Here is a 22,297-nt window from a genome sequence, read left to right on the forward strand (position 1 = left end):
AGCAATGAGACGCAAATAAGCGGTCACAGATTCACTAACGGTTTAAGCTGTTTTGCCATCCAGTCGGCAATAAACGGCTGCGCTTCGCGCGTAGGGTGGATACCATCGTCTTGCATCCATTCCGGCTTAAGATAAACCTGTTCCATAAAGAACGGCACCAGCGGGATGGAAAATTGCTGCGCCAGTCGCGGGTAAATGGCGCTGAACGTCGTGGTGTAGCGCTGACCGTAGTTGGCAGGCAGGCGGATTTGCATCAGCAAAGGCTGTGCATTGGCCGTTTTCACCTGATTGATGATGGTGGTCAGGTCCTGTTCGATGGTTGGTGGGGGAAAGCCGCGCAGGCCATCATTGCCGCCCATTTCGATCAGTACCCAGCGTGGCTGATGTTGTTGCAGCAGTGCCGGTAAACGCGCCAGCCCTTGTGAAGCGGTATCGCCGCTGATGCTGGCGTTAACGATTTTTATGCCGTCAGGGCTCGCTTTTTGCCAGTGCTCATTGAGCAGGGCGGGCCAGGCGGAAGCGGCGGGCATGCGATAGCCCGCGCTCAGGCTGTCTCCCAATACCAGGAGCGTTTCCGCAGCAAATGCGCGGGCGCTGAGTAATCCCAGCAGCAAAAGGATGTAGATATGTCTTTGAATGGCGTCTCTTCGGCAGCCACCGCGTCGGCGGAAAATATTCTGGAAGTTCATCATTTAAGTAAGCACGTCGGTCAGGGTGAACATCGGCTTTCCATCCTCACCGGAGTTGAGCTGGTTGTCAAACCCGCGCAGTCGATTGCGCTGATCGGTGAGTCCGGTTCAGGGAAATCGACGTTGCTGGGAATACTCGCTGGGCTGGATGACGGCAGTGAAGGTGATGTCAAACTGCTCGGCGAATCGTTGGGTGCCCTGGATGAAGATGGGCGCGCTGTGCTGCGTGCCCGCGATGTCGGATTTGTGTTTCAGGCGTTTATGTTAGTGCCGACGCTGAATGCGCTGGAGAACGTGCAACTGCCCGCGCTGTTGCGCGGTGAAAGTGATGCACAAAGCCGTGCGCAGGCAGAACAGTTGCTGCGTCAGTTGGGATTGGGCGAGCGCTTGCACCATTTGCCCGCGCAGTTATCCGGCGGTGAGCAACAGCGTGTCGCCATTGCGCGCGCCTTTAGCGGACGGCCCCGCGTGCTGTTTGCGGATGAACCGACCGGCAATCTGGATCGCAAAACCGGCGAACGCATTGTGGATCTGTTGTTTTCACTCAATCGTGATTATGCCACCACGCTGATTCTGGTTACCCACGATGAGCAGTTGGCAGCACGCTGCGAACGGCGTTTGCGGCTGTTGGACGGCAAATTGCAGGAGGTGGCATGATCTGGCGCTGGTTTTGGCGGGAGTGGCGATCTCCATCGCTGCTGATCGTGTGGCTGGCGTTAACGCTGGCGGTGGCGTGCGTGCTGGCGTTGGGCAATATCAGCGATCGCATGGAGAAAGGGCTAAGTCAGCAGAGCCGTGATTTTCTGGCCGGCGATCGCGTGCTGCGCGCCGCGCGTCCGGTCGATGAGGATTGGCTGCAAACGGCACAGCAACAAGGGTTGGCGGTCAGTCGTCAGGTGTCGTTCATGACCATGACCTATGCCGGCGAACAAGCGCAGTTGGCGCGCGTCAAGGCGGCGGACGATCGCTACCCGCTCTACGGCCAGCTCCAGACGCGTCCGGAAGGGTTGCACCCGGTTCCTGGCTCGGTATTGGTGGCTCCGCGACTGCTGGCATTGCTGGGTCTGAATGTCGGGGATAACCTCGATGTGGGCGATACCACGCTGCGCATCGCCGGGGAACTGATTCAGGAGCCGGACGAAGGGTTTAACCCGTTTGATACTGCACCGCGCGTGTTGATGAGCCGCGCCGATGTGGAAAAAACCGGAGCGATACAGCCGGGCGGACGCATTACCTGGCGCTATATGTTTGCCGGTGATGAAGCGCGTATCGCGCTGTTCAGCGATTTTATCAAGCCGCTGCTAAAACCGGATCAGCGCTGGTACGGCATGGAAGACAGCGACGGGGCATTAAGTAAATCCCTGCAACGTTCGCAGCAGTTTTTACTGCTGTCGGCGCTGTTGACGCTGCTGTTGTCCGTTGCGGCGGTGGCCGTTGCCATGGGGCACTATTGCCGCAGCCGCTACGATTTGGTGGCGGTACTCAAAACCCTGGGGGCGGACAAACGTGCGCTGCGGCGTTTGATTGTTGGACAATGGGTGTCGGTGCTGGCGTTGGCTGGCCTGTGCGGCAGTCTGGTGGGGTTAGGTTTTGAAGCGATACTCACGCGTTTGTTAGCGCCGGTGCTGCCCACGGCGTTGCCTGCGGCGGGGTTGTGGCCGTGGGTATGGGCATTGGGGTCGCTGGTGGTGATTTCGCTGCTGGTGGGGTTACGTCCTTACCGCCTGCTGCTGGCAACCCAGCCGCTGCGGGTGCTGCGTCAGGATATCACGGCGAACGTCTGGCCGTTGCGTTACTATCTGCCTGCGGTGGCGCTGATTGTGGTGGCTGGGCTGGCGCTGCTCTCTGGCGGTGGCATGTTGCTGTGGGCGTTGCTTGGCGGTACGGCGGTGCTGGCGCTGTTGCTGGGCATTGTCGGCTGGGGCGGGTTGATAGTGTTGCGCCGCCTGACGGTCAAGCATCTGCCGCTGCGTCTGGCAGTCAATCGCCTGTTACGCCAGCCGTGGTCCACCTTGAGCCAACTGGCGGCCTTTTCCCTGTCGTTTATGTTGCTGGCGTTATTGCTGGTGATGCGTGGTGATTTGTTGGAGCGTTGGCAGCGTCAACTGCCGCCGGAAAGCCCCAACTATTTCTTGCTGAATATCGCACCCTCTCAGGCGGCACCACTGAAAACCTTCCTTGAGCAGCACGCGGTGAAGCCAGAATCATTTTATCCGATCATTCGGGCGCGCCTGACGGCTATCAACGGTCAGGTGGCGACCGAGCGTATCCACGAAAACGATCCGGGTGCTAATACGGTTAACCGCGAACTGAACCTGACCTGGATGGAGGGGTTGCCGGATCACAATGTGCTGACGGCCGGGCAAGCGCCGAAAGCGGGGGAAGTCTCGATGGAGGCGAATGAAGCACAGGAGATGGGCATTAAGCTCGGTGACACCCTGACCTTCACTGGCGACACGCAGCCTTTTAGCGCCACGGTGACCAGCTTCCGGCGCGTGGATTGGGAAAGTTTGCGACCGAATTTCTTCTTTATTTTCCCGCCCGGCGCGCTGGATACGCAGCCGCAATCGTTGCTGACCAGTTTCCGCCACGACGGTGACGACAAGCTTGTCGTGCAGCTTAATCGCCAATTCCCCACGGTCAGCGTGCTGGATGTGGGCACGATGCTGCGCCAGATTGGTCAGGTATTGCAGCAGGTGAGTCGCGCGCTGGAAGTGATGGTGGTGCTGGTGTTGTTCTGCGGCGTGCTGCTGCTGTTGGCGCAAATTCAGGTTGGCATGCGCCAGCGGCGTCAGGAGTTGATGGTTTATCGCACGCTGGGGGCTGGGCGTCGCTTGCTGCGTGGCACCCTGTGGTGTGAGTTTGCAGCGCTGGGCCTGATGTCGGGCGTAGCGGCCGCTATTGGCGCGGAAGTGGCGCTGTGGCTGCTGCAACGCAAAGTGTTTGATTTCCCCTGGGAGCCTAATGTGGTGATGTGGGGAGCGCTGCCACTCAGTGCGGCCTTGCTGCTGTCGCTGTGCGGCGGCTGGCTGGGACTGCGGTTATTAAGTGGTAAAGCGTTATTTCGGCAGTTTGCCGGGTAGCGAGTTGGGTCATTGAGACGGAATAGTGGTATCCGTTGCGCTGACACGTTTACAGTGAATGATGACGCCATCCTTAAGAGAAGTGCAGGTTATTCTCGCGGGGATGACGTCAACCCAAAGTACATCGGCTCAGTCGGAAGGTCCCTTACCGATCAGACTCACCTCCAATCTCGTTTTATTATTATCACCTTTTGAAGGTGTTAATAGAATACTTTGAATACTAGGCGCACTGAGGCTGATCGTTTTTGTTTTTGATACTGAAAATAGATTTGAGTTAATCATGTTTGTGACGCTGATATTTATTTTTTGCTCATCCTTATTCTTGCCTTGAGATAGAGATACGGAGTTCAGGGATGAGTGTTTGATATTTAATATTCTCTTCAGTATGTTGTAGGGTGAATGGTTACTTAAATGACTTTCAGAGTTGAAATCAATGACGACTGTAGGGGAAGATGTTTTAACTGCTGTCGCTGATAACATAACTATCTCCTTAGTTGAGCTCATAGAGTAATTTGTATCGCGGTCAGTTAAGAGCCAGGAAACGCTTTTTTTTATCTGTGGTATTTTCTTAAGAGATATGAAGTGGTTTTGTTATGTTGTTCATAAGGAAACGCATGGCTGTATTTCCCTTACAATGTATGTTCTGTGGGAGTTAACTGATTATATGTGTTTGTTAATAGTCGATTATATTCAATTTAAATATAACCGACTGTTTAAGTATTTTGAATGCGATTAAATATCAACGCGTGATATCTGCTTCCGGTGACGGCTTTTCTGCTGTCGCGTTCGCCTTGTACCGTTCCATATACTGGTGCTGGAAAATGCACATGCGAATGGTATTCCGGTATTCGCCGTTAATAAAAAACTCGTGGCGCAGTTCGGCCTCGACTTCGAAACCCAGCTTGGCATAAATGTGGATAGCCTTGGTGTTCTCTTTATCCACAATCAGGTACAGCTTGTACAGGTTCAGCACGGAAAACCCGTAATCCATCGCCAGCTTGGCGGCGGCGCTGGCGTAGCCACGCCCTTGATGGGCGGGGTCGATAATAATCTGGAATTCAGCACGGCGGTGGATATGGTTGATTTCCACCAGTTCGACCAGACCTACCCGATTTTTTTCAAACGCGATGATAAAGCGCCGCTCGCTTTGGTCGTGAATGTGCTTGTCGTAGAGATCGCACAATTCCACAAAGGCCTCATAGGGCTCTTCGAACCAATAACGCATCACGCTGGCATTGTTATCCAACTGATGGACAAAATTGAGATCCTCTCGTTCCAGAGGCCGTAAACGCACGATATTGCTCGCGCCAGACATGGTTCCTCCCATTACATGTTTGCCACATGGCAACAGGATGAGTATAGCGTGCTTTGTTCTCAGAACCACCGTTTGTGAGGGGAGGGAAAGGAGCGCGCCCTTATGGTTAAGATCACAGGGCGCGGCATGGCAGGATTAAAAATCTACGCTGGCGCGCAGCAGTACCTGACGTGGTTCACCCACCGCCACTCGCAGGTTGTTGCCGCTGGACGGATAGTAGGTTTTATCAAACAGATTCTTCACGTTCATCTGCCATTTCACCTTGTAGCCGTTAAACGGCACGGTATAGGCAACGAAGGCGTCAGCAACGGTGTAATCATCGACATAGAAACTGTTGGCTGCATCTCCCGCGCGGCGACCCACGTAGCGCGCACCGGCACCTGCGCGCAGGTCGTCTCCGGCATGCCAGCCAAGCGATCCGAAATCTTGCGTCAGAAACAGCGCGGCAGTGTGGCGGGCGGCGTTGGTCATTTCGTTGCCGTTGTTTTTCGGATCGGCAACCACGCGCGCCTCGGTGAAGGCGTAGCTACCGATCAGGCTCAGCGAGTCGGTAAGCTTACCGGCCATATCCAGCTCAATGCCCTGTGAGCGTACTTTGCCTGAGGTGCGCGTCACCGTTTCATTGCCGATGGTTTCATCCACCATCACGTTACGTTTTACGATATCGAACAGCGCCAGGTTGGCGGTGATACGGTCCGGCAGATCGATTTTGGTGCCCACTTCATACGAACGGCCCAGTTCCGGAGGAAGTGCGCCAATTTGAGTGGCAATGGACGAGTTGGGTTTGAACGATTCGCTGTAGCTGGCGTAGAGTGAACTGTTTGGTGTCAGGCTGTAGATAACGCCGGTGCGCGGAACCAAACGGTGGTAGGAGCCGTCGGTGTTGGCGACGAACGGGCGGCCTTTGCCTGCCATGACATCAAAGCTGTCGTAGCGTAACCCGCCCAGCAATTGCCAGCGTTCGTTCAGGCGCAGGGTGTCTTGCACGAAAAAGCCGGTGCTGTCGATATTTTCACGCTGATCGCTGTCTTTGGCGCTGACCGTGGTGGAAGCGGGCAGTGTGCCGTAGACCGGGTTGTAAATGTTGAAGCCGGAGGCCGCCGTGCCACGGATCATGTCGCCACGGAAGGTACGATCGGCTTCATAGTCAACGCCAAACAGCAGTTGATGGTTGATGCGTCCCCAGTCTACGTCGCCGTTCAGGGTCAATTGAACGATTTGCGCCTGACTGCGTGCGTCAGCTGTGGCATCCGCCTGACGGGTCAGTATTCCGGTCGCCGCGTTGAATTTGGTGGCGCGCGCCTGATTGTCGCTATAGCGGTTACGTGCATAAGAGTAGGCGAGGTTGCTTTTCCAGCGATCGTTGAGCGTCCGCTCCATCTGGAGCGTCACGGTGTCCTGATCGCCGCGCGTGGCGTTGTAATGTTCATCAAAGCGGCGATCGCGCGGCGTATTGACCGGCTTGCCGGTGTTAGGATTGATGATGGTGCCGCGATCGAACGGCGTCAGGTATTCCTGATGTTCATAGGCAAGGCGCACCGTGGTGTCATCGCCATACCACATCACTGACGGCGCCACGGTGGTTTGGCGCTTGCGGCCAAAATTGCGCCAGTAATCGGTTTCGTCGTGATCGACCAGCATGCGGTAAGCCAAACCGTTGTCCCCCAGTGGGCCGGTGACATCCACCTGACCGCCGCCCCCGTTAAAACTGCTCTGCCAGCCTTCGATATGGGTTTTTTGAACCAGTTCCGGTTTTTTGCTGATGATGTTGATCACGCCGCCGGGTTCACCCATGCCGTACAGCATCGAGGCGGGGCCTTTGAGGACTTCAACGCGCTCGCTGGTGGGGGTGAAATTGCGGGCCTGAATCGAACGAATGCCATCGCGAAACAGCGAGCCATCGCGGTTGTCGCCAAACCCACGTTTTATCACCGCATCCTGCGTACCCCCGAGCGTGTTGGCTTGGGTAATACCGCTGATGCTGTACAGCGCTTCGTCCAGCGTGCGTGCCGCCTGATCGCGTAACACCTGCGGTGGCACAACGTTAACTGCCTGCGGCACGTCCAGCAGACGTGCTTCGGTGCGTGTGCCGGTTACGCTTTTGTGCGGTTGATAGCTGCTGTCTGTATCCGCGGTAGCGCGGTCAGATTGGGTGACCACCACGGTGTCTTCCTGCGCGCTCGATGAGGCAGCGTGCGAACCCAGTGGCAACAGCGCGATAAGTGGCCAGCCGCGACGGATAAAATTAGCGTTCATGTGCGATGTGACTCCAGAATGTCCCTGAAAATTCAATAGGTAAGAATTGTTGGTAGAGTTGTTTTAAGGTGTCTTGCGGTTGCAGATCGGCAAACAGATCGGGGTAGAGCGCTTTGGCAAACATCTCCACCATCACCACGTGATACGGGCTCAGGTAGAAGTTGTGCCACATACTCCAGGCGCGCCCCTGCTGCACGGCGTGCAGGTGTGACAGAATGGGTTCTTGTTGTAGCAGGGTGGTAAAACTGTTTTGCGCTTGCTGCTCGGAAACATCCGGGCCCAGCATCAATGTTGAGAAACGTTTTCCTTCTGGCCCTGCCATGCCGGTGGCGATGTAGACATCCGGGTTGGCTGCCAGCACTTTTTCCGGGTTGAGTTCACCGTAGACGCGCTGAATGCTGTCGGCCGCAATGTTATCGCCACCCGCAAAGGTTAACAGTTCACCGAGATTGCCACCGACCGCTGTGGTACAGCAGGTATCGCGGCGGCCCAGATGCAGGTGCAGCATCACGGTAGGCTTTTGCCCGTGATAGTGCGCCAGCCGTTGCGAAATGGCATCCATATGCTGCTGATAGAACGCGCTGAATGCGGCAGCACGCTCAGTGCGGTTTAGCACCTCGCCGAGTAAACGGACGCTGGGCAGGGTGTTTTTCAACAATTCAACGCGCAGATCGACATAAATCACCGGGATGCCTGCGCGTTCAAGCGTTTGCTGTAGCGCCTCATCCTCCGCCGAGGTTTTAGCCAGACGCGGCAGGATAACCAGATCGGGTTTTAACGGCAGAATGGCTTCGGCATTCAGCGTACGCGGTCCCCCATCGCCAAGGCGTGGGATTTGTGCAATGGCAGGAAACGCAGCGGTGTATTTTTCCCAGCTTTGCGCATCGTAACGCGCCAGATCGCCGGGCCAGCCGACCACTCGCTGTGCCGGATTGCCGGGTTCCAGCAACGCAAGGGTATAGAGCAACCGGCTTTCACCAAGAAAAAGACGTGAAGGATTATCGGGAATGGCTACCTGGCGTCCCAGCAGGTCGGTAACGGTCTTTCCCCAGGCGGTGGTGTTCGCCAACAACAGCATGACCAGTAACGCTTTGGTCAGGAATAACGCACGCATATTCGCCCTCTGCATAAAATCGAGCAGGGGAAGTTAATGAGTATGAGAGTGATTATCAATAATACTAAGGTGGGGAAAGTGCGACAAAAAGATAATGTTGTTTTATATCATTAGGATGGTAATTATTTTGTAAATAAATAAAGTGTCGATCAATGGGAACTTTCAGGGCGGTAGGGCGCTACCGCCTGAACGTCAAGGGGGATTATCGTTATTCGGCAGCGTAACCCTGTTTGGGAATACGCACGCCGTCAAGCCAGGCTTCGCCCTCGCGCATTTTAAGACGACCTTCGGCAAACCAGTTCACCACCAGCGGATAGATGGTGTGTTCCTGAGTTTGTACCCGAGCCGCAAGCGCTTCTTCCGTATCATCACCAAACACCGGGACCTTGGCTTGCAGAATCAGGGGGCCACCGTCCAGTTCGTCAGTCACGAAGTGGACCGAGGTGCCATGTTCCTTATCGCCCTTTTCCAGCGCTTTGCGATGGGTGTGCAGACCCGGATACTTGGGCAGCAGAGACGGATGGATATTCAGCATTTTGCCTGCAAACAGCGCAACGAATTCCGGGCTGAGGATGCGCATATAACCCGCCAGTACCACCAGGTCCGGCTGGTATTGCGCCATCTCTTCTGCCATTGCGGCGTCAAAGGCGGCTCGGTCAGCAAACCCTTGCGGGTCGATGACATGGGCCGGAATCTCGGCTTCTTGCGCCAGCACCAGACCATAGGCTTCTGGATTGTTGCTGAACACGGCTGCGATATTTGCTTTGACGCGCTTGCGCGCGCAGGCGTCAATCAACGCCTGCAAGTTGCTTCCTTGACCTGAGAGCAAGACAACGATGTTTTTCATTAATTAATGACCACTGCGTCTCCGGCGTTAGCGGGTTGAATAACGCCAATTTTCCATGCGGTTTCACCCTGGCTATTGAGGAATGCCACGGCTTCCTCTGCCTGTTCAGCAGGCAGTGCGATAATCATACCCACACCGCAGTTAAAAGTACGGTACATTTCGTGACGGCTGACGTTGCCCGTCTGTTGCAGCCAGTTGAACACGGCGGGCCACTGCCAGCTGGATTCATCAATGTTGGCCTGCATGCCTTCTGGCAGCACGCGTGGGATATTTTCCCAGAAACCGCCACCGGTCAGGTGAGCAATCGCGTGTACATCTACTTTTTCAATCAGCGCCAGAATAGATTTAACGTAGATCTTGGTCGGTGCCAACAGATGATCGGCCAATGACTTGCCTTCAAGCGTCGTCTGTTCCGGATCGGTTTTGCTCACCTCAAGAATCTTACGTACCAGTGAATAGCCGTTAGAGTGCGGGCCACTGGCTGCCAGTGCTATCAGGGTATCACCTGCCTGCACTTTACTTCCGTCGATGATCTCTGATTTTTCAACAACACCGACGCAAAAACCGGCGACATCGTAATCCTCGCCGTGGTACATGCCGGGCATTTCAGCGGTTTCGCCGCCGACCAGCGCGCAGCCTGACTGCTTGCACCCTTCGGCAATACCGGTGATCACGCTGGCGGCGGTATCGACATCCAGTTTCCCCGTGGCGTAGTAATCCAGGAAGAACAGCGGCTCGGCCCCTTGAACTACCAGATCGTTGACACACATGGCCACCAGATCGATACCGATGGTGTCGTGGCGTTTCAGATCCATGGCAAGACGCAGTTTGGTGCCGACCCCGTCAGTACCGGAAACCAGAACCGGTTCACGGTATTTTTGGGGCAAGGCGCACAGGGCACCGAAACCGCCCAGACCGCCCATCACTTCAGGACGGCGGGTTTGTTTCACTACGCCTTTAATACGGTCTACCAATGCGTTGCCAGCATCAATATCCACGCCTGCGTCTTTGTAGCTAAGAGAGGTTTTGTCGGTCACTGCGGAGTCCCCACGGAGAATACAATTGGTGGTGAGATAGTGAGCATATCCAGCCTGGTGGATCTACCCCTATCGAAGCGCGCTAATTCTAACAGCGAGAGCAATCGTTTGCGAGTGGTGTGTTGCCTGCTTTGCATTTTTCCTGTTCAATGAGAATTTCCCTGCCCGGTTGATCTGGATCAGGCTATAACCTGTAGCGCTTAAGCAAAAAAGCGGTATAATCCCGCGATTTTTTTTATGATGGGCTGCCATGTCCGCCCTCGGCGCACCGATTCTGCGTCGTGAGGATATCCGTCCACTTTCTATAGGGGGAATAGAATGAAGGTCGTCGAGGTTAAACACCCGCTCGTCAAACATAAGCTTGGCCTGATGCGTGAAAACGATATAAGTACAAAACGCTTTCGTGAACTGGCATCCGAAGTCGGCAGCTTATTGACCTATGAAGCCACTGCCGATCTGGCCACAGAGAAAGTAACCATCGAAGGCTGGTGCGGTCCGGTGGAAGTCGATCAGATCAAAGGCAAAAAAATTACCGTGGTGCCGATCCTGCGTGCAGGTCTGGGCATGATGGAAGGCGTGCTGGAAAACGTACCGAGCGCGCGCATCAGCGTGGTGGGCATGTACCGCAACGAAGAGACGCTGGAGCCGGTGCCTTATTTCCAGAAACTGGTCTCCAACATTGATGAGCGTATGGCGCTGGTGGTGGATCCGATGCTGGCGACCGGTGGTTCGATGATTGCCACTATCGATCTGCTGAAGAAAGCGGGTTGCCAGAGTATCAAGGTATTGGTGCTGGTGGCTGCACCGGAAGGGATTGCCGCGTTGGAAAAAGCGCACCCTGACGTTGAGCTGTACACCGCTTCCGTCGACAAGGGGCTCAATGAGCATGGCTACATCATGCCGGGTCTGGGTGACGCGGGCGATAAGCTCTTTGGTACTAAATAAGCCGTATCAGCCGACTGAGTAAGTCGGCTTTTTTTTGCGCCGGTTTCGCCGCGCAAAATCCATGGCGGTTTTTCACCCAGGTTTCGCACGATTTTTATAATCAGCCTCGCTTCCCTACGTGGTGACGCGTGGGGGCGGCTGGGCTGTGATAATGAGGCTGGACCAACCGGCTACCCACAACATCAAGTGACTTTTACAGAGGATATAAACGATGACTCGTCGCGCCATCGGGGTGAGTGAACGACCCCCCTTGCTACAAACCATCCCGCTGAGCTTCCAGCACCTGTTTGCCATGTTCGGCGCGACGGTGTTGGTGCCGATTCTGTTCAAAATCAACCCCGCGACCGTGCTGCTGTTCAACGGCATTGGCACACTGCTGTATCTGTTTATCTGTAAGGGCAAGATCCCGGCGTACCTGGGTTCCAGCTTTGCCTTTATTTCTCCGGTACTGTTGCTGCTGCCGCTGGGCTATGAAGTGGCGCTGGGCGGTTTTATCATGTGCGGCGTGCTGTTCTGCCTGGTATCGCTGATTGTGCAACGCGCTGGCACCGGTTGGCTGGATGTGATTTTCCCACCGGCGGCGATGGGGGCAATTGTTGCGGTCATCGGTCTGGAACTGGCGAGCGTTGCGGCGGGCATGGCCGGTCTGCTGCCTGCGGATGGTGCGTCTGTCGATAGCAAAACCGTGATTATTTCGTTGGTGACCTTGGGCGTTACCGTTCTGGGCTCGGTACTGTTCCGCGGTTTTCTGGCCATCATCCCGATTCTGATCGGCGTGCTGGTGGGTTATGGCTTATCGTTTGCCATGGGCGTGGTAGATTTCGCCCCCATCGCACAGGCTCACTGGTTTGCACTGCCAACCTTCTATACGCCGCGCTTTGAATGGTTTGCCATTCTGACTATCCTGCCTGCCGCGCTGGTAGTGATTGCAGAACACGTGGGTCACCTGGTGGTTACCGCCAATATCGTGAAAAAAGATCTGATGCGCGATCCTGGCTTGCACCGTTCGATGTTTGCCAACGGCCTTTCTACCATGATCTCCGGTTTCTTCGGTTCAACCCCGAATACCACTTACGGTGAAAACATTGGTGTGCTGGCTATCACCAAGGTCTACAGCACCTGGGTGATCGGCGGTGCAGCAATCCTTGCCATTCTGCTCTCCTGCGTGGGCAAACTGGCGGCAGCGATTCAAGCGGTACCCGTGCCGGTTATGGGCGGCGTTTCTCTGCTGCTGTACGGCGTGATTGGTGCTTCCGGTATTCGTGTGCTTATCGAGTCCAAAGTGGATTACAACAAAGCGCAAAACCTGATTCTGACCTCGGTTATCCTGATCATCGGGGTGAGCGGTGCGAAAGTGCATCTGGGTGCTGCCGAATTGAAAGGCATGGCGTTAGCCACCGTGGTGGGTATTGCACTGAGCCTGCTGTTCGCGCTGATCAACCGTTTCAGAAGCGAAGAAGTGGTGCTGGATGCCGAAGATAACGCCGAGGAGACCTCGCGCGCGTCATAAACTGAGCATTGCTCAGGTTTCCGGGGATGGTATTATCCCCGGAAACAGAAAAACATCACAAAGGATTGTTAATCATGAAGAAAACAACGTTGGCGTTGTTACTGGGCCTTTCTTGTTCCGCTTTTGCTCAAGACGCTGATGACGCCGACAGGCTCTACGATCGCCTCGAACAGCAAGATACCACTGCGCTGACCGCCCTCACCGATTTGGCTAAACGTCAGGATCCTCATGCACTCGCTGTGCTGGGGTTTGTTTATGAGTTTGGCGTTTCCGTTCCCAAAAATACCCAACAGGCGATCGACTATTATCAGCAGGCCTGTGCGCTGGGTGGCGATTATGGTTGTTATAACGCCGGGTATTTTTATCAATATGGCGTCGGCGTGCCGCAGGATAACGTCCGTGCCGGCCAATTGCTGGCAAAGATTAATGCTGCGGATATTGATATCGAAACGGCCAAGTCGCTTGGGCACACCATTTATGAAGCCAAAGCCAAGGCTGAAACCGATGCAGAGATGCGCGCACCGATCCTGAAATATGTTTCCCGCTATTTAAATACCGCCGATGCGGAAACACGGCGGATATTCAGCCGCCTTGGTTTGAGTAAAAGCGACACGTTACGGCTGGCAAAGCGTTGGGCACAGCAGGGCGATCCCAAAGTAAATTTCTACGTCGGGCATTTTTATAATTTCGGTTACTCCTCGATCAAAGAGAAAGATATTGAGGCGATGCGCTGGTTTCGCCGCGCGGCAGAGGGCGGAGAGGCGGACTCGCAGAATCTTCTTGGCCTGGCCTATCGCGAAGGACGCTGGGGTGTAGATGTTGCTGCGCAAGACGCTGTCACCTGGTTTGAACGTGCCGCGCAGCAGGGCAATAAGGATGCCATGATCAATTTGGGGGAAATGTATTACACCGGTGAAGAGATTGACGTTGATTATGACAAGGCGCGCACGCTGTTTACCCAGGCCTATGACAAAGGCGTATCGCGGGCGGCAAAATACCTCGCCTGGATCTATTACAACGGTCAGGGTGTGACGAGCGATTGCCAGAAGGCTTGGGAGTATCGCGACCGGGGGCGCACTGACGAAACAAAAGCCAGCTATACGGCGCACTGCGTCAACGATAAGCGTGAGCGTGAAGAAAATCGCCAAACCTTGCCCTCATTGGTATTGAAAAACGAATCGACCTTTCTCGGTGGCAACGGTGGTGCATTGAAATGTGAAAATCATTTTATCGTTGATACCAACAAACTTGCTGAAGTGGCTAATTTGCGCGTCGTCGTCACGCTAAGAAACCGCGAGGGTGCCAGTGGACAATATACGTTGGCGTTTGCCCCCTTTGGCATGAATACCATGAATGAAACGCTGTACGGCCGGGAATACAGCTCTTTTCGTTCCGCCGAGCTGGTTCCACAAAAAACCAAAGACTTTTGCCAGCCTGGTGACGTGACATTCCAAATTGATTCCGCCACGGCGCGCATCAACGGGCAGGAAAAAGAGCTGCTGGCGACCGGGATTATCAAGCCGTATGTCAAAAATGCCGGGTAAGACGATTGCCTTGAGACAATTCTCCTGAAAATTACAGCGGTTTTTAGAAAAACAGCCCGGTTGATGCGCTATCAACAGGGCTCGCTTTCTGTGGTAAACTCAGTCCGTTTTCCTGCCGAATTGAACATGAGGTGCTTCTGAACACGCCGGCACAGCTTTCACTGCCACTTTCTTTGCCTGATGACGAAACCTTCGCCAGTTTCTATCCGGGAGAAAACGTGTCACTTCTGGCCGCCCTTCACAACGTGTTGCAGCAAGAGCACGGTAGCTATATTTACTTCTGGTCGCGAGAAGGGGGAGGGCGCAGCCATCTGCTGCATGCTGCCTGCGCAGCGTTATCGCGTCAGGGCGATGCGGCGGGCTATGTGCCGTTAGATAAACGCGCTTATTTTGTGCCTGAAGTTTTGGACGGCATGGAGCAGCTCGCGCTGGTCTGTATCGACAATATCGAATCCATTGCAGGCGATGATGTCTGGGAAATGGCGATGTTCAACCTCTATAACCGCATTCAGGAAGGGGGGCACACCCGGCTGTTGATCACCGGCGATCGCCCACCGCGCCAGCTTAATTTGCATCTGCCTGATTTGGCATCCCGTCTGGATTGGGGACAGATTTATAAATTGCAGCCGCTCTCCGATGAAGAAAAAGGTGAGGCGTTGCAGTTACGTGCTCGCCTGCGCGGCTTTGAGCTGCCGGAAGATGTGAGCCGCTTTTTGTTGAAGCGACTCGATCGTGAAATGCGCACGCTGTTTATGACGCTCGACCAACTCGATCACGCCTCCATTACCGCCCAGCGTAAACTGACTATCCCCTTCGTCAAAGAGATCCTGGGGCTATAACAGCGCCAGCACCTGCTCCGGTGGACGGCCGATACGTGCCCGTTCACCATTGGCCACGATTGGGCGCTCAATCAGCGTGGGATGCTCAACCAGTGCAGCAATCAGCTGTGTTTCACTCAACGTCGAATCCGACAGGTTCAATTCGCGGTACAACGCTTCTTTCTGGCGCATTAATTCACGTGCGCTGCTAAAGCCCAACTGTGATAACAGTTGACGAATCTGTGCGGCATCCGGTGGCGTATCCAGATACAGCACCACGCGCGGCGTAACGCCGTGTTGCTGCAACAGCGCCAGCGTTTCACGGCTCTTGGAGCAGCGCGGGTTGTGATAAATAACGATATCATGTGACATGGACTGTTCCTTGCTGTTTATACCCGTCATACTTCAAGTTGCAGGTGCGTTGGCTGCACTCATTCACCCGAATCACTTACCTGAGTAAGCTCATCGGGATTCATTCGCTTGCCGCCTTCCTGTAACTCGAATTATTTAGGGTATATCAGGATTTTTCAAACTGACGGAAGCGTTGCTGTAACTGGCGTAACTGGTCAATGCGGGCATCATAGCGTGCCTGCTCCAGACTGCCGAGTTTACTCAGCGAGCTGGCATTGCTGAACAGACCGATGGCCTGATCCAGTTTTCCGGATAGCGCCAACTCCTCTCCGCGCGCGGCAAGCTCTTCGGCGCGCATGCCCTGTGCGGCGGAGGCCTGCGCCAGCAGCGACCAGCCGTTGGGATCGCCCGGATTGGCGTAGGTATAACGGTAGAGCAGGCGGCTGGCTGCCGCGGCCTGACCGCCCGTGACATAGGCGTTAGCCAGGTTCAATTGCAGTACCGGGTTGTTTTGGGCTCCCGGCGCTTTTTGTAACCGGGCGATGGCCTGTGCGGCTTTGTTTTGCGCCAGATCGATATCCGTCATCAGATCGAGAAACCAGGGGCTGTCCGGGGTTTTATCCAGCAGTGGCTGAAGCACGGCGCGGGCATCGTCATATTTCTTCTCTTCATAGGCACGCACCGCTTTGCCATACTGTGCGGCAAGCTGCTCGCGCACATTGCCTTTTAGCCAGTTATCAATGGTTTCATCTGCGGTGGCCTTATAGGCGGTACTGTACATAGACAGTGCGCGCATCTTGGCAAACAGAAAATCCTGAGAGGACTGGGTGGGGGCTGGACGCATCTGGTTGGCGCGGTTGCGGGCATCGGCCAGGCGGCTCTCCGGTAATGGGTGTGTCAGCAGCATCTCCGGCGGCTTGGTGGCGTAGCGTGATTGGTCGGCCAATTTTTGCATAAAGTTAGGCATCGCCTGCGGATCGAACCCGGCACGCTGCAACACCTGTAGGCCAATGCGATCGGCTTCCTGTTCGTTGGACTGGGTGAAGCTGATAATTCCCTGCTGCGCGCCCGCCAAGGTGCCGCTCAGGGCTGCCATCCCCACCTGCGGATTTGCCATTGCCAGCAGAATGGAACCCAATGCACCTACCCAGGTGAGCGGGGCGCTGCGCTGCTGTGATTCCATGGCGCGCGCCAGATGGCGTTGGGTGACGTGCGAAATTTCATGCGCCAGCACCGAGGCCAGTTCGCTTTCGTTTTCCGCGTAGCGGAACAAGGCTGAATGGATAACCACGTTGCCGCCGAAGAAGGCGAAGGCGTTCAGCTCATCGTTGCGAATGATGAAGAAGTGAAAAGGCGTGCGCACCGAGTTGGCGCTTTTGACTAAGCGCTGGCCCAGTTGGTTGATGTATTGTACCAGCAGCGGATCGTCAATCAGCGGCGCACCGCCGCGCATTTGCCTGAGGTAGAAATCACCCATGGCAATTTCTTGATTGATACTGAGCGTACCGCCCGCAGTGGTGCCAATATCAGGAAGCTGATCCTGCATATCCGCAGCCACCGGCGCCGCGACGCTGCTCAGCATTGCGCCGAACAGCAACGCAGTCAGGGTTTTCTTTACTCTGAATCCACGCAGAAACGTCTTGCCTGCCGGAGCGGTAATGCGAGGACGTTCAGCACCTAACCAATTGAAGACCATGAGTGGGACCTTCTCGACTGCACGGTAAAAGCGATTAGCGCCTATCTTAGCCAGCGCGGAGGGAGCATGCAAAGTGGAATGCGGGAAAAGTGCAGCATAAAAGCGCGCCGTGCAAAAAACAGCAAGCACAAGAATGCGCGCAGTGTGAATCAGGGCAATGCAAAAACACCGACACCCTAACGGTGCCGGTGGATACCTGACGCGCGGTCAGGCGCTTTTCAGATAGTTCAGCACGATATCGTGGTGATCGCTGGTTTTGAAATCATCGAACACATGCGCCACGTTACCGTCTTCACCAATCAAAAAGCTGATGCGGTGAATACCGTCGTAGGTTTTTCCCATAAACGTCTTTTCGCCCCACACGCCGAAGGCTTGTGAGATCTGATGATCTTCGTCGGACAACAACGTAAAGTTCAGCAGCTCTTTTTCCGCAAAGCGAGACAGTTTTTCCGGTTTGTCGGTGCTGATACCCAGCACTTCCACGCCATGTTTCTTCAGATCGTCCATGTTGTCGCGCAAACCGCAGGCTTGCACGGTACATCCCGGCGTCATCGCTTTAGGGTAAAAATAGACCAACACTTTTTGTCCCTGGAAGTCGGTTAAATTTACTTGTTCGCCATCCTGGTCGGGCAAGCTAAATTTCGGTGCGGTATCACCGGCTTTCAGTGTGTTCATCACTACTCTCCATCTTTCTCTTCATGCTGTGGATAGTTCACGACGCTAATACTGCCTTGTGCGTGCAGTTCTGTACATAGCTGATGAAAGGCTGGCTCAATAATTGCGCCATTAAGCGTTTCAGGGCTGTGTGCGGTGATTTGAATATATAACGTTGACGGATGTCCACTGGTAGCGGGCTGTGTTTTTGAAACCAGCTCCGCAATGTTCATGTGATGGGCGTCAAACAGGGCGGTAAAGCGTTCAATGATATGCGGTGAATCCGCCAGTTCAACTTTGACCCATACCGTCGAGGGCATTGGTGGGCGAGCCTGAGACTCGGTGCGCTTCATCACGATCAATAATTCCATTTCCGCCCCTTTGAGCGGCAGCGTGGATTCGATAAGCGTAATGGCGTTCCAGCTTCCCGACAGCAGCATGATGAACGTGAACTCTTTGCCCAGCATCGCAAGACGACTATCTTCAATGTTACAGCCACAGCTACTGACGTGACGTGTGATGGCGTTCACAATCCCAGGGCGGTCGACGCCGAGGGCGGTGATAACCAGAGAGTGTTCTTGTTGGCTCGGCAAAATCTTGCTTCCTCTGCATCGGGTTGAGAGTAACATGGTAAACACAAAAAATTGTCTGGGGCAATTTTGAGTGTGTTCTGGGTGCGTTTTCCCGCGCCGTCGTCAGTCGCGGCATGCAGAAAGAAAAAAACCGCATGTCAGACGCCGACAACGCGGTTGCGCGCTTGCTTTTGCAGTGAAGTCAAAAGTACCATGAAGAACTTGTTTTTGGAGGGGATGGCGAATGTTTACGGGAAGTATTGTTGCACTGGTTACGCCGATGGACGACAACGGAGCCGTCGATCGTGCGAGCTTAAAAAAACTTGTTGATTATCATGTTGCTAGCGGAACTGCGGGGATAGTGTCCGTCGGAACCACCGGAGAGTCCGCCACCTTGAGCCACGATGAACACGGCGATGTGGTGATGATGACGCTGGAACTGGCAGACGGACGTATCCCGGTGATAGCCGGAACGGGTGCCAATGCGACGTCGGAAGCCATCTCTCTCACCAAACGTTTTCACGGTACTGGCGTGGTGGGCTGCCTGACGGTAACCCCTTACTACAACCGCCCGACGCAAGAAGGGTTGTTCCAGCATTTTAAAGCGATCGCTGAACACACCGATTTACCGCAGATTCTGTATAACGTACCGTCGCGTACCGGTTGCGACATGCTGCCGGAAACCATCGCCCGCCTTTCCGAAGTAAAAAATATTGTTGCGGTGAAGGAAGCTACCGGGAACTTAAGCCGTGTGAGTCAGATCCAAGAGTTGGTTGATGATAAATTCATTTTGCTGAGCGGTGATGACGCCAGCAGCCTGGATTTTATGCAACTCGGTGGTCGCGGCGTGATTTCCGTGACGGCGAACATCGCGGCACGGGAAATGGCACAGCTGTGCGCACTGGCGGCGCAAGGTGATTTCGCTGCGGCGCGCCGTTTGAATCAGCGCCTGATGCCACTGCATCAGAAATTATTTGTTGAACCTAATCCGATCCCGGTGAAATGGGCATGCAAGGCATTAGGATTGATGGCGACCGATACGCTTCGCTTGCCGATGACGCCGCTGACTGACGCCGGTCGGGCAGTGATGGAGCGCGCATTGAAGCAAGCTGGTTTGCAGTAACCCTTAGGGAGATTTGATGACTTCTTTAGTGCAAAAGTCCATGGTGGCAAAAGTGGTTGGTTTGTCGCTGGTTATGCTGTTAGCAGCGTGTTCTAGCGATCAGCGTCACAAACGTCAGGTCAGCGGCGACGAATCCTATTTGAAAGCGCCGCAACCGAGGACGTTAGTGGCACCGGCGGGAATGATCCTTCCGGTGCAGAATGGGGATTACGAGATCCCGGCAGCCGCATCAACCGGTGAACTGGGTAAAGCGTTAGATATTCGTCCTCCTCTCCAGCCATTGGCGTTGTTAAGCGGATCGCGCACGCAAATTTCGGGTGATACAGCCACCTTGCTGATCGAAAACAGCGCGCAGGCGAACCGTCTGTGGCCGCAGGTGGTGCAAATCGTTCAGGACAAGGGCTATGTGATTGCCAGCCGTCAGGATGCTACGCAGACGCTGACCACCGATTGGATCTTCTGGCCGCGTGACGATGAAAGTGTGCCGTACCGTGCGCGTTATCAGATCTCCGTGCAACCTCAAGGGTATCAGGTCGCAGTTGTGGTGAAACTGCTCGGCCTCGAAGTGCAAAACACGCCGGTGGCAGAAACGCTTCAGGTGCAACGTTACACCAGTCTGATGGCCAATACCCTGTCAGAGGCATTGGAAAAACAGGCGGCTGCGCGTGAAAATGCACAGGTCAATCGCGCGGTTGGTACGCTGGACGTGCTGAGCGGTGCCGATGACAGCGGTCTGCCGTTGCTGGTGGTGCGTGGCCCTTATTCGGTGGTCTGGGATCGTCTTCCTGCCGCGCTGGAAAAAGTCGGCATGAAGGTCAACGATCGTAGCCGTCCACAAGGCTCTATCGCGCTGACCTACAAAGCACCGGGCAGCAGCGCCTGGGAACGTCTGGGGGCGAAAGACCCTGAATTGACCAACGGCGATTACAAATTGCAGGTTGGCGATCTGGGTAACCGCAGTACGTTGCAGTTTATCGACGCGAAAGGGCATACGCTCAGCCAGTCGAAAAACGACGCGCTTGTCGCCGTCTTCCAGGCGGCGCTCAGCCACTAACAGCAAGGGCCGGTTACATCCGGCCCTTCTTTATTCGGCCCGGCGAATGCCGGTAATTTTGTTATTTATACCCTAAATAATTCGCGTTGCAGGAAGGCGGCAAGCGAAGGAGTCCGATGAGCTTACTCAGGTAAGTGATTCGGGTGACAAATCTGCCGGGAGCAGATTTGAACGCCGCTTGCGGCGGCCTCGCTAGAGGTGAGGCCCAGGGATGGGCCGAATAACGAGCGCAACCAACGCACCTGCAACGTGAAGTATGACGGGTATATCAGTATTAAATCATCGGGCCCGTGGTCGGTGGCCCACAACTGTGTGGAGTAATAAAAGATGCAAAAGCTAGCTGAGTTGTATCGCGGAAAAGCGAAAACGGTCTACACCACTGAAGATCCCGATCTGCTGGTGCTGGAGTTTCGCAATGATACGTCAGCCGGTGATGGCGCGCGCATTGAACAGTTTGATCGTAAAGGCATGGTGAACAACAAGTTCAACCATTTCATCATGAGCAAACTGGAAGAAGCGGGCATCCCGACGCAAATGGTCAAGTTGCTGTCCGACAACGAAGTGCTGGTGAAAAAGCTGGAGATGGTACCGGTAGAGTGCGTGGTGCGTAACCGTGCTGCCGGTTCACTGGTGAAACGCCTGGGTGTGGAAGAGGGCATTACCCTGAACCCGCCGCTGTTTGACCTGTTCCTGAAAAATGACGCCTTGCACGACCCGATGGTGAATGAGTCTTACTGCAAAACCTTCGGTTGGGTGAATGAAACCCACCTGGCACGCATGAAAGCACTGAGCTACAAAGCCAACGAGGTGCTGAGCAAGCTGTTTGATGACGCGGGCCTGATTCTGGTGGATTTCAAACTGGAATTCGGATTGTTCAAAGGTGAAGTGGTGCTGGGTGATGAGTTCTCTCCGGACGGCAGCCGCCTGTGGGACAAGCAAACCCTGAACAAGATGGACAAAGACCGTTTCCGTCAAAGTCTGGGTGGTTTGATTGAAGCCTATGAAGAAGTTGCACACCGTCTTGGCGTAAAATTAGACTAACCGCGCAATCGTTTTCGTGTTAAGCGTAACGCGCGTGCCGTTGCCTGTCATTCTCTGCGCTAAGCGGAGAATGACAGTTTACCCGTACCAATAGGGGTATTAGGCTAATGGGCCGTGCCAAAACAGTGCTATCATCTGAGTCTTGAATGAAACCGATATCTTGACTCCAGCATAGCAGGAACCCCCTTCCTCATGACTTCTTTCGATCCCACGCTTCTGATCCTGCTTGGCCTGGCGGGACTGGGTATTATCAGCCACAACATGACGGTCACCTGGGCGATGTTGGCGCTGCTGGCGGTGCGCTTGACGCCGCTCAACGGCTATTTCCCGCTGGTGGAAAAATATGGACTGAGCATCGGGATACTGATTCTGACTATCGGCGTGATGGCCCCGATTGCCAGTGGGAAAATCAGCGCCCATGACTTCTTTCAAGCGTTCCTCAACTGGAAATCGCTGGTAGCGATTGCGGTGGGCGTTGCGGTTTCCTGGCTCGGTGGTCGCGGTGTTTCTCTGATGAGCAATCAGCCTTCCGTGGTGTCGGGATTGCTGATTGGCACCGTGGCCGGTGTGGCGTTGTTCCGTGGCGTGCCGGTAGGTCCGCTGATTGCGGCAGGTCTGCTCTCGCTATTGATTGGCAAATCCTGAGAA

General features: G+C 54.8%; 21 protein-coding genes. 10 read left to right on the forward strand and 11 right to left on the reverse strand.

Features of this window, described 5'->3' with window-relative positions; genetic code table 11:
* Positions 1-23: 23 nt before the first annotated feature.
* Positions 24-689: a multifunctional acyl-CoA thioesterase I/protease I/lysophospholipase L1 gene (gene tesA / locus J5069_RS16995; RefSeq protein ID WP_413542253.1), complete on the reverse strand. Its 666-nt coding sequence runs from the start codon at positions 687-689 to the stop codon at positions 24-26.
* Here tesA and ybbA point away from each other — a divergent pair.
* Positions 627-1,346: a putative ABC transporter ATP-binding protein YbbA gene (gene ybbA / locus J5069_RS17000; protein WP_264644985.1), complete on the forward strand. Its 720-nt coding sequence runs from the start codon at positions 627-629 to the stop codon at positions 1,344-1,346. The genes tesA and ybbA overlap by 63 nt on opposite strands.
* Positions 1,343-3,772: a putative ABC transporter permease subunit YbbP gene (gene ybbP, locus J5069_RS17005; RefSeq protein WP_264644986.1), complete on the forward strand. Its 2,430-nt coding sequence runs from the start codon at positions 1,343-1,345 to the stop codon at positions 3,770-3,772. The genes ybbA and ybbP overlap by 4 nt, the downstream gene beginning before the upstream one ends.
* Before the next feature lie 129 nt (positions 3,773-3,901).
* On the opposite strand, the gene J5069_RS17010 is transcribed toward ybbP, so the two are convergent.
* The 6 genes from J5069_RS17010 to purM all read right to left on the reverse strand — a co-directional run bounded on the left by J5069_RS17010 (position 3,902) and on the right by purM (position 10,341).
* Positions 3,902-4,252, reverse strand: coding sequence for a hypothetical protein (locus J5069_RS17010; protein ID WP_264628857.1), 351 nt, complete (start codon positions 4,250-4,252; stop codon positions 3,902-3,904).
* 259 nt (positions 4,253-4,511) lie between these two features.
* Positions 4,512-5,087, reverse strand: coding sequence for a spermidine N1-acetyltransferase (gene speG, locus J5069_RS17015; protein ID WP_264644987.1), 576 nt, complete (start codon positions 5,085-5,087; stop codon positions 4,512-4,514).
* A 135-nt stretch (positions 5,088-5,222) separates the two neighbouring features.
* The gene (locus J5069_RS17020) at positions 5,223-7,343 is read right to left on the reverse strand and encodes a TonB-dependent siderophore receptor (protein WP_264644988.1); all 2,121 of its coding nucleotides are present in this window, start codon (positions 7,341-7,343) and stop codon (positions 5,223-5,225) included.
* Complete coding sequence (locus tag J5069_RS17025; protein WP_264644989.1) at positions 7,333-8,457, reverse strand: ABC transporter substrate-binding protein; 1,125 nt, start codon at positions 8,455-8,457, stop codon at positions 7,333-7,335. The genes J5069_RS17020 and J5069_RS17025 overlap by 11 nt, the downstream gene beginning before the upstream one ends.
* A 208-nt stretch (positions 8,458-8,665) precedes the next feature.
* Positions 8,666-9,304, reverse strand: a complete 639-nt coding sequence (gene purN / locus J5069_RS17030; RefSeq protein ID WP_264644990.1) for a phosphoribosylglycinamide formyltransferase — start codon at positions 9,302-9,304, stop codon at positions 8,666-8,668.
* Complete coding sequence (purM, locus tag J5069_RS17035; RefSeq protein ID WP_264624191.1) at positions 9,304-10,341, reverse strand: phosphoribosylformylglycinamidine cyclo-ligase; 1,038 nt, start codon at positions 10,339-10,341, stop codon at positions 9,304-9,306. Before purM ends, purN begins: the two co-directional genes overlap by 1 nt.
* 318 nt (positions 10,342-10,659) lie before the next feature.
* Here purM and upp point away from each other — a divergent pair, with 318 nt between their 5' ends.
* The 4 genes from upp (at position 10,660) to hda (ending at position 15,179) form a co-directional block, all read left to right on the forward strand.
* Positions 10,660-11,286: a uracil phosphoribosyltransferase gene (upp, locus tag J5069_RS17040; protein ID WP_195314718.1), complete on the forward strand. Its 627-nt coding sequence runs from the start codon at positions 10,660-10,662 to the stop codon at positions 11,284-11,286.
* Positions 11,287-11,497: 211 nt separating this feature from the next.
* Positions 11,498-12,796 carry a uracil permease gene (gene uraA, locus J5069_RS17045; protein ID WP_264644991.1) on the forward strand — a complete coding sequence of 433 codons (1,299 nt, stop codon included), beginning with the start codon at positions 11,498-11,500 and terminating at the stop codon, positions 12,794-12,796.
* 74 nt (positions 12,797-12,870) lie between these two features.
* Positions 12,871-14,340 (forward strand): tetratricopeptide repeat protein, encoded by a 1,470-nt coding sequence (locus J5069_RS17050; protein ID WP_264644992.1) that lies wholly within the window; start codon positions 12,871-12,873, stop codon positions 14,338-14,340.
* A 131-nt stretch (positions 14,341-14,471) separates the two neighbouring features.
* Complete coding sequence (gene hda, locus J5069_RS17055; protein ID WP_264644993.1) at positions 14,472-15,179, forward strand: DnaA inactivator Hda; 708 nt, start codon at positions 14,472-14,474, stop codon at positions 15,177-15,179.
* On the opposite strand, the gene arsC is transcribed toward hda, so the two are convergent.
* From arsC to J5069_RS17075, 4 genes are all read right to left on the reverse strand, one after another.
* Positions 15,174-15,530 (reverse strand): arsenate reductase (glutaredoxin), encoded by a 357-nt coding sequence (gene arsC, locus J5069_RS17060; protein WP_264644994.1) that lies wholly within the window; start codon positions 15,528-15,530, stop codon positions 15,174-15,176. The genes hda and arsC overlap by 6 nt on opposite strands.
* A gap of 145 nt (positions 15,531-15,675) precedes the next feature.
* On the reverse strand, positions 15,676-17,091 hold the full coding sequence (locus tag J5069_RS17065; RefSeq protein WP_264645087.1) for a tetratricopeptide repeat protein: 1,416 nt from the start codon (positions 17,089-17,091) through the stop codon (positions 15,676-15,678).
* 321 nt (positions 17,092-17,412) lie between these two features.
* Positions 17,413-17,880 carry a thioredoxin-dependent thiol peroxidase gene (gene bcp / locus J5069_RS17070; RefSeq protein WP_264644995.1) on the reverse strand — a complete coding sequence of 156 codons (468 nt, stop codon included), beginning with the start codon at positions 17,878-17,880 and terminating at the stop codon, positions 17,413-17,415.
* A gap of 2 nt (positions 17,881-17,882) precedes the next feature.
* Positions 17,883-18,488, reverse strand: a complete 606-nt coding sequence (locus tag J5069_RS17075; RefSeq protein WP_222159958.1) for a glycine cleavage system transcriptional repressor — start codon at positions 18,486-18,488, stop codon at positions 17,883-17,885.
* A 187-nt stretch (positions 18,489-18,675) separates the two neighbouring features.
* Here J5069_RS17075 and dapA point away from each other — a divergent pair, with 187 nt between their 5' ends.
* The 4 genes from dapA to J5069_RS17095 all read left to right on the forward strand — a co-directional run bounded on the left by dapA (position 18,676) and on the right by J5069_RS17095 (position 22,294).
* Positions 18,676-19,554: a 4-hydroxy-tetrahydrodipicolinate synthase gene (dapA, locus tag J5069_RS17080; protein WP_264644996.1), complete on the forward strand. Its 879-nt coding sequence runs from the start codon at positions 18,676-18,678 to the stop codon at positions 19,552-19,554.
* A 16-nt stretch (positions 19,555-19,570) separates the two neighbouring features.
* The gene (gene bamC / locus J5069_RS17085) at positions 19,571-20,608 is read left to right on the forward strand and encodes an outer membrane protein assembly factor BamC (RefSeq protein ID WP_264644997.1); all 1,038 of its coding nucleotides are present in this window, start codon (positions 19,571-19,573) and stop codon (positions 20,606-20,608) included.
* A 327-nt stretch (positions 20,609-20,935) separates the two neighbouring features.
* Positions 20,936-21,649 carry a phosphoribosylaminoimidazolesuccinocarboxamide synthase gene (gene purC / locus J5069_RS17090; protein WP_264624180.1) on the forward strand — a complete coding sequence of 238 codons (714 nt, stop codon included), beginning with the start codon at positions 20,936-20,938 and terminating at the stop codon, positions 21,647-21,649.
* Positions 21,650-21,841: 192 nt separating this feature from the next.
* Positions 21,842-22,294: a DUF441 domain-containing protein gene (locus J5069_RS17095; RefSeq protein ID WP_222159962.1), complete on the forward strand. Its 453-nt coding sequence runs from the start codon at positions 21,842-21,844 to the stop codon at positions 22,292-22,294.
* Positions 22,295-22,297 lie beyond the last annotated feature (3 nt).

The organism is Candidatus Symbiopectobacterium sp. NZEC127 (assembly GCF_025962675.1).
GTDB lineage: Bacteria > Pseudomonadota > Gammaproteobacteria > Enterobacterales > Enterobacteriaceae > Symbiopectobacterium.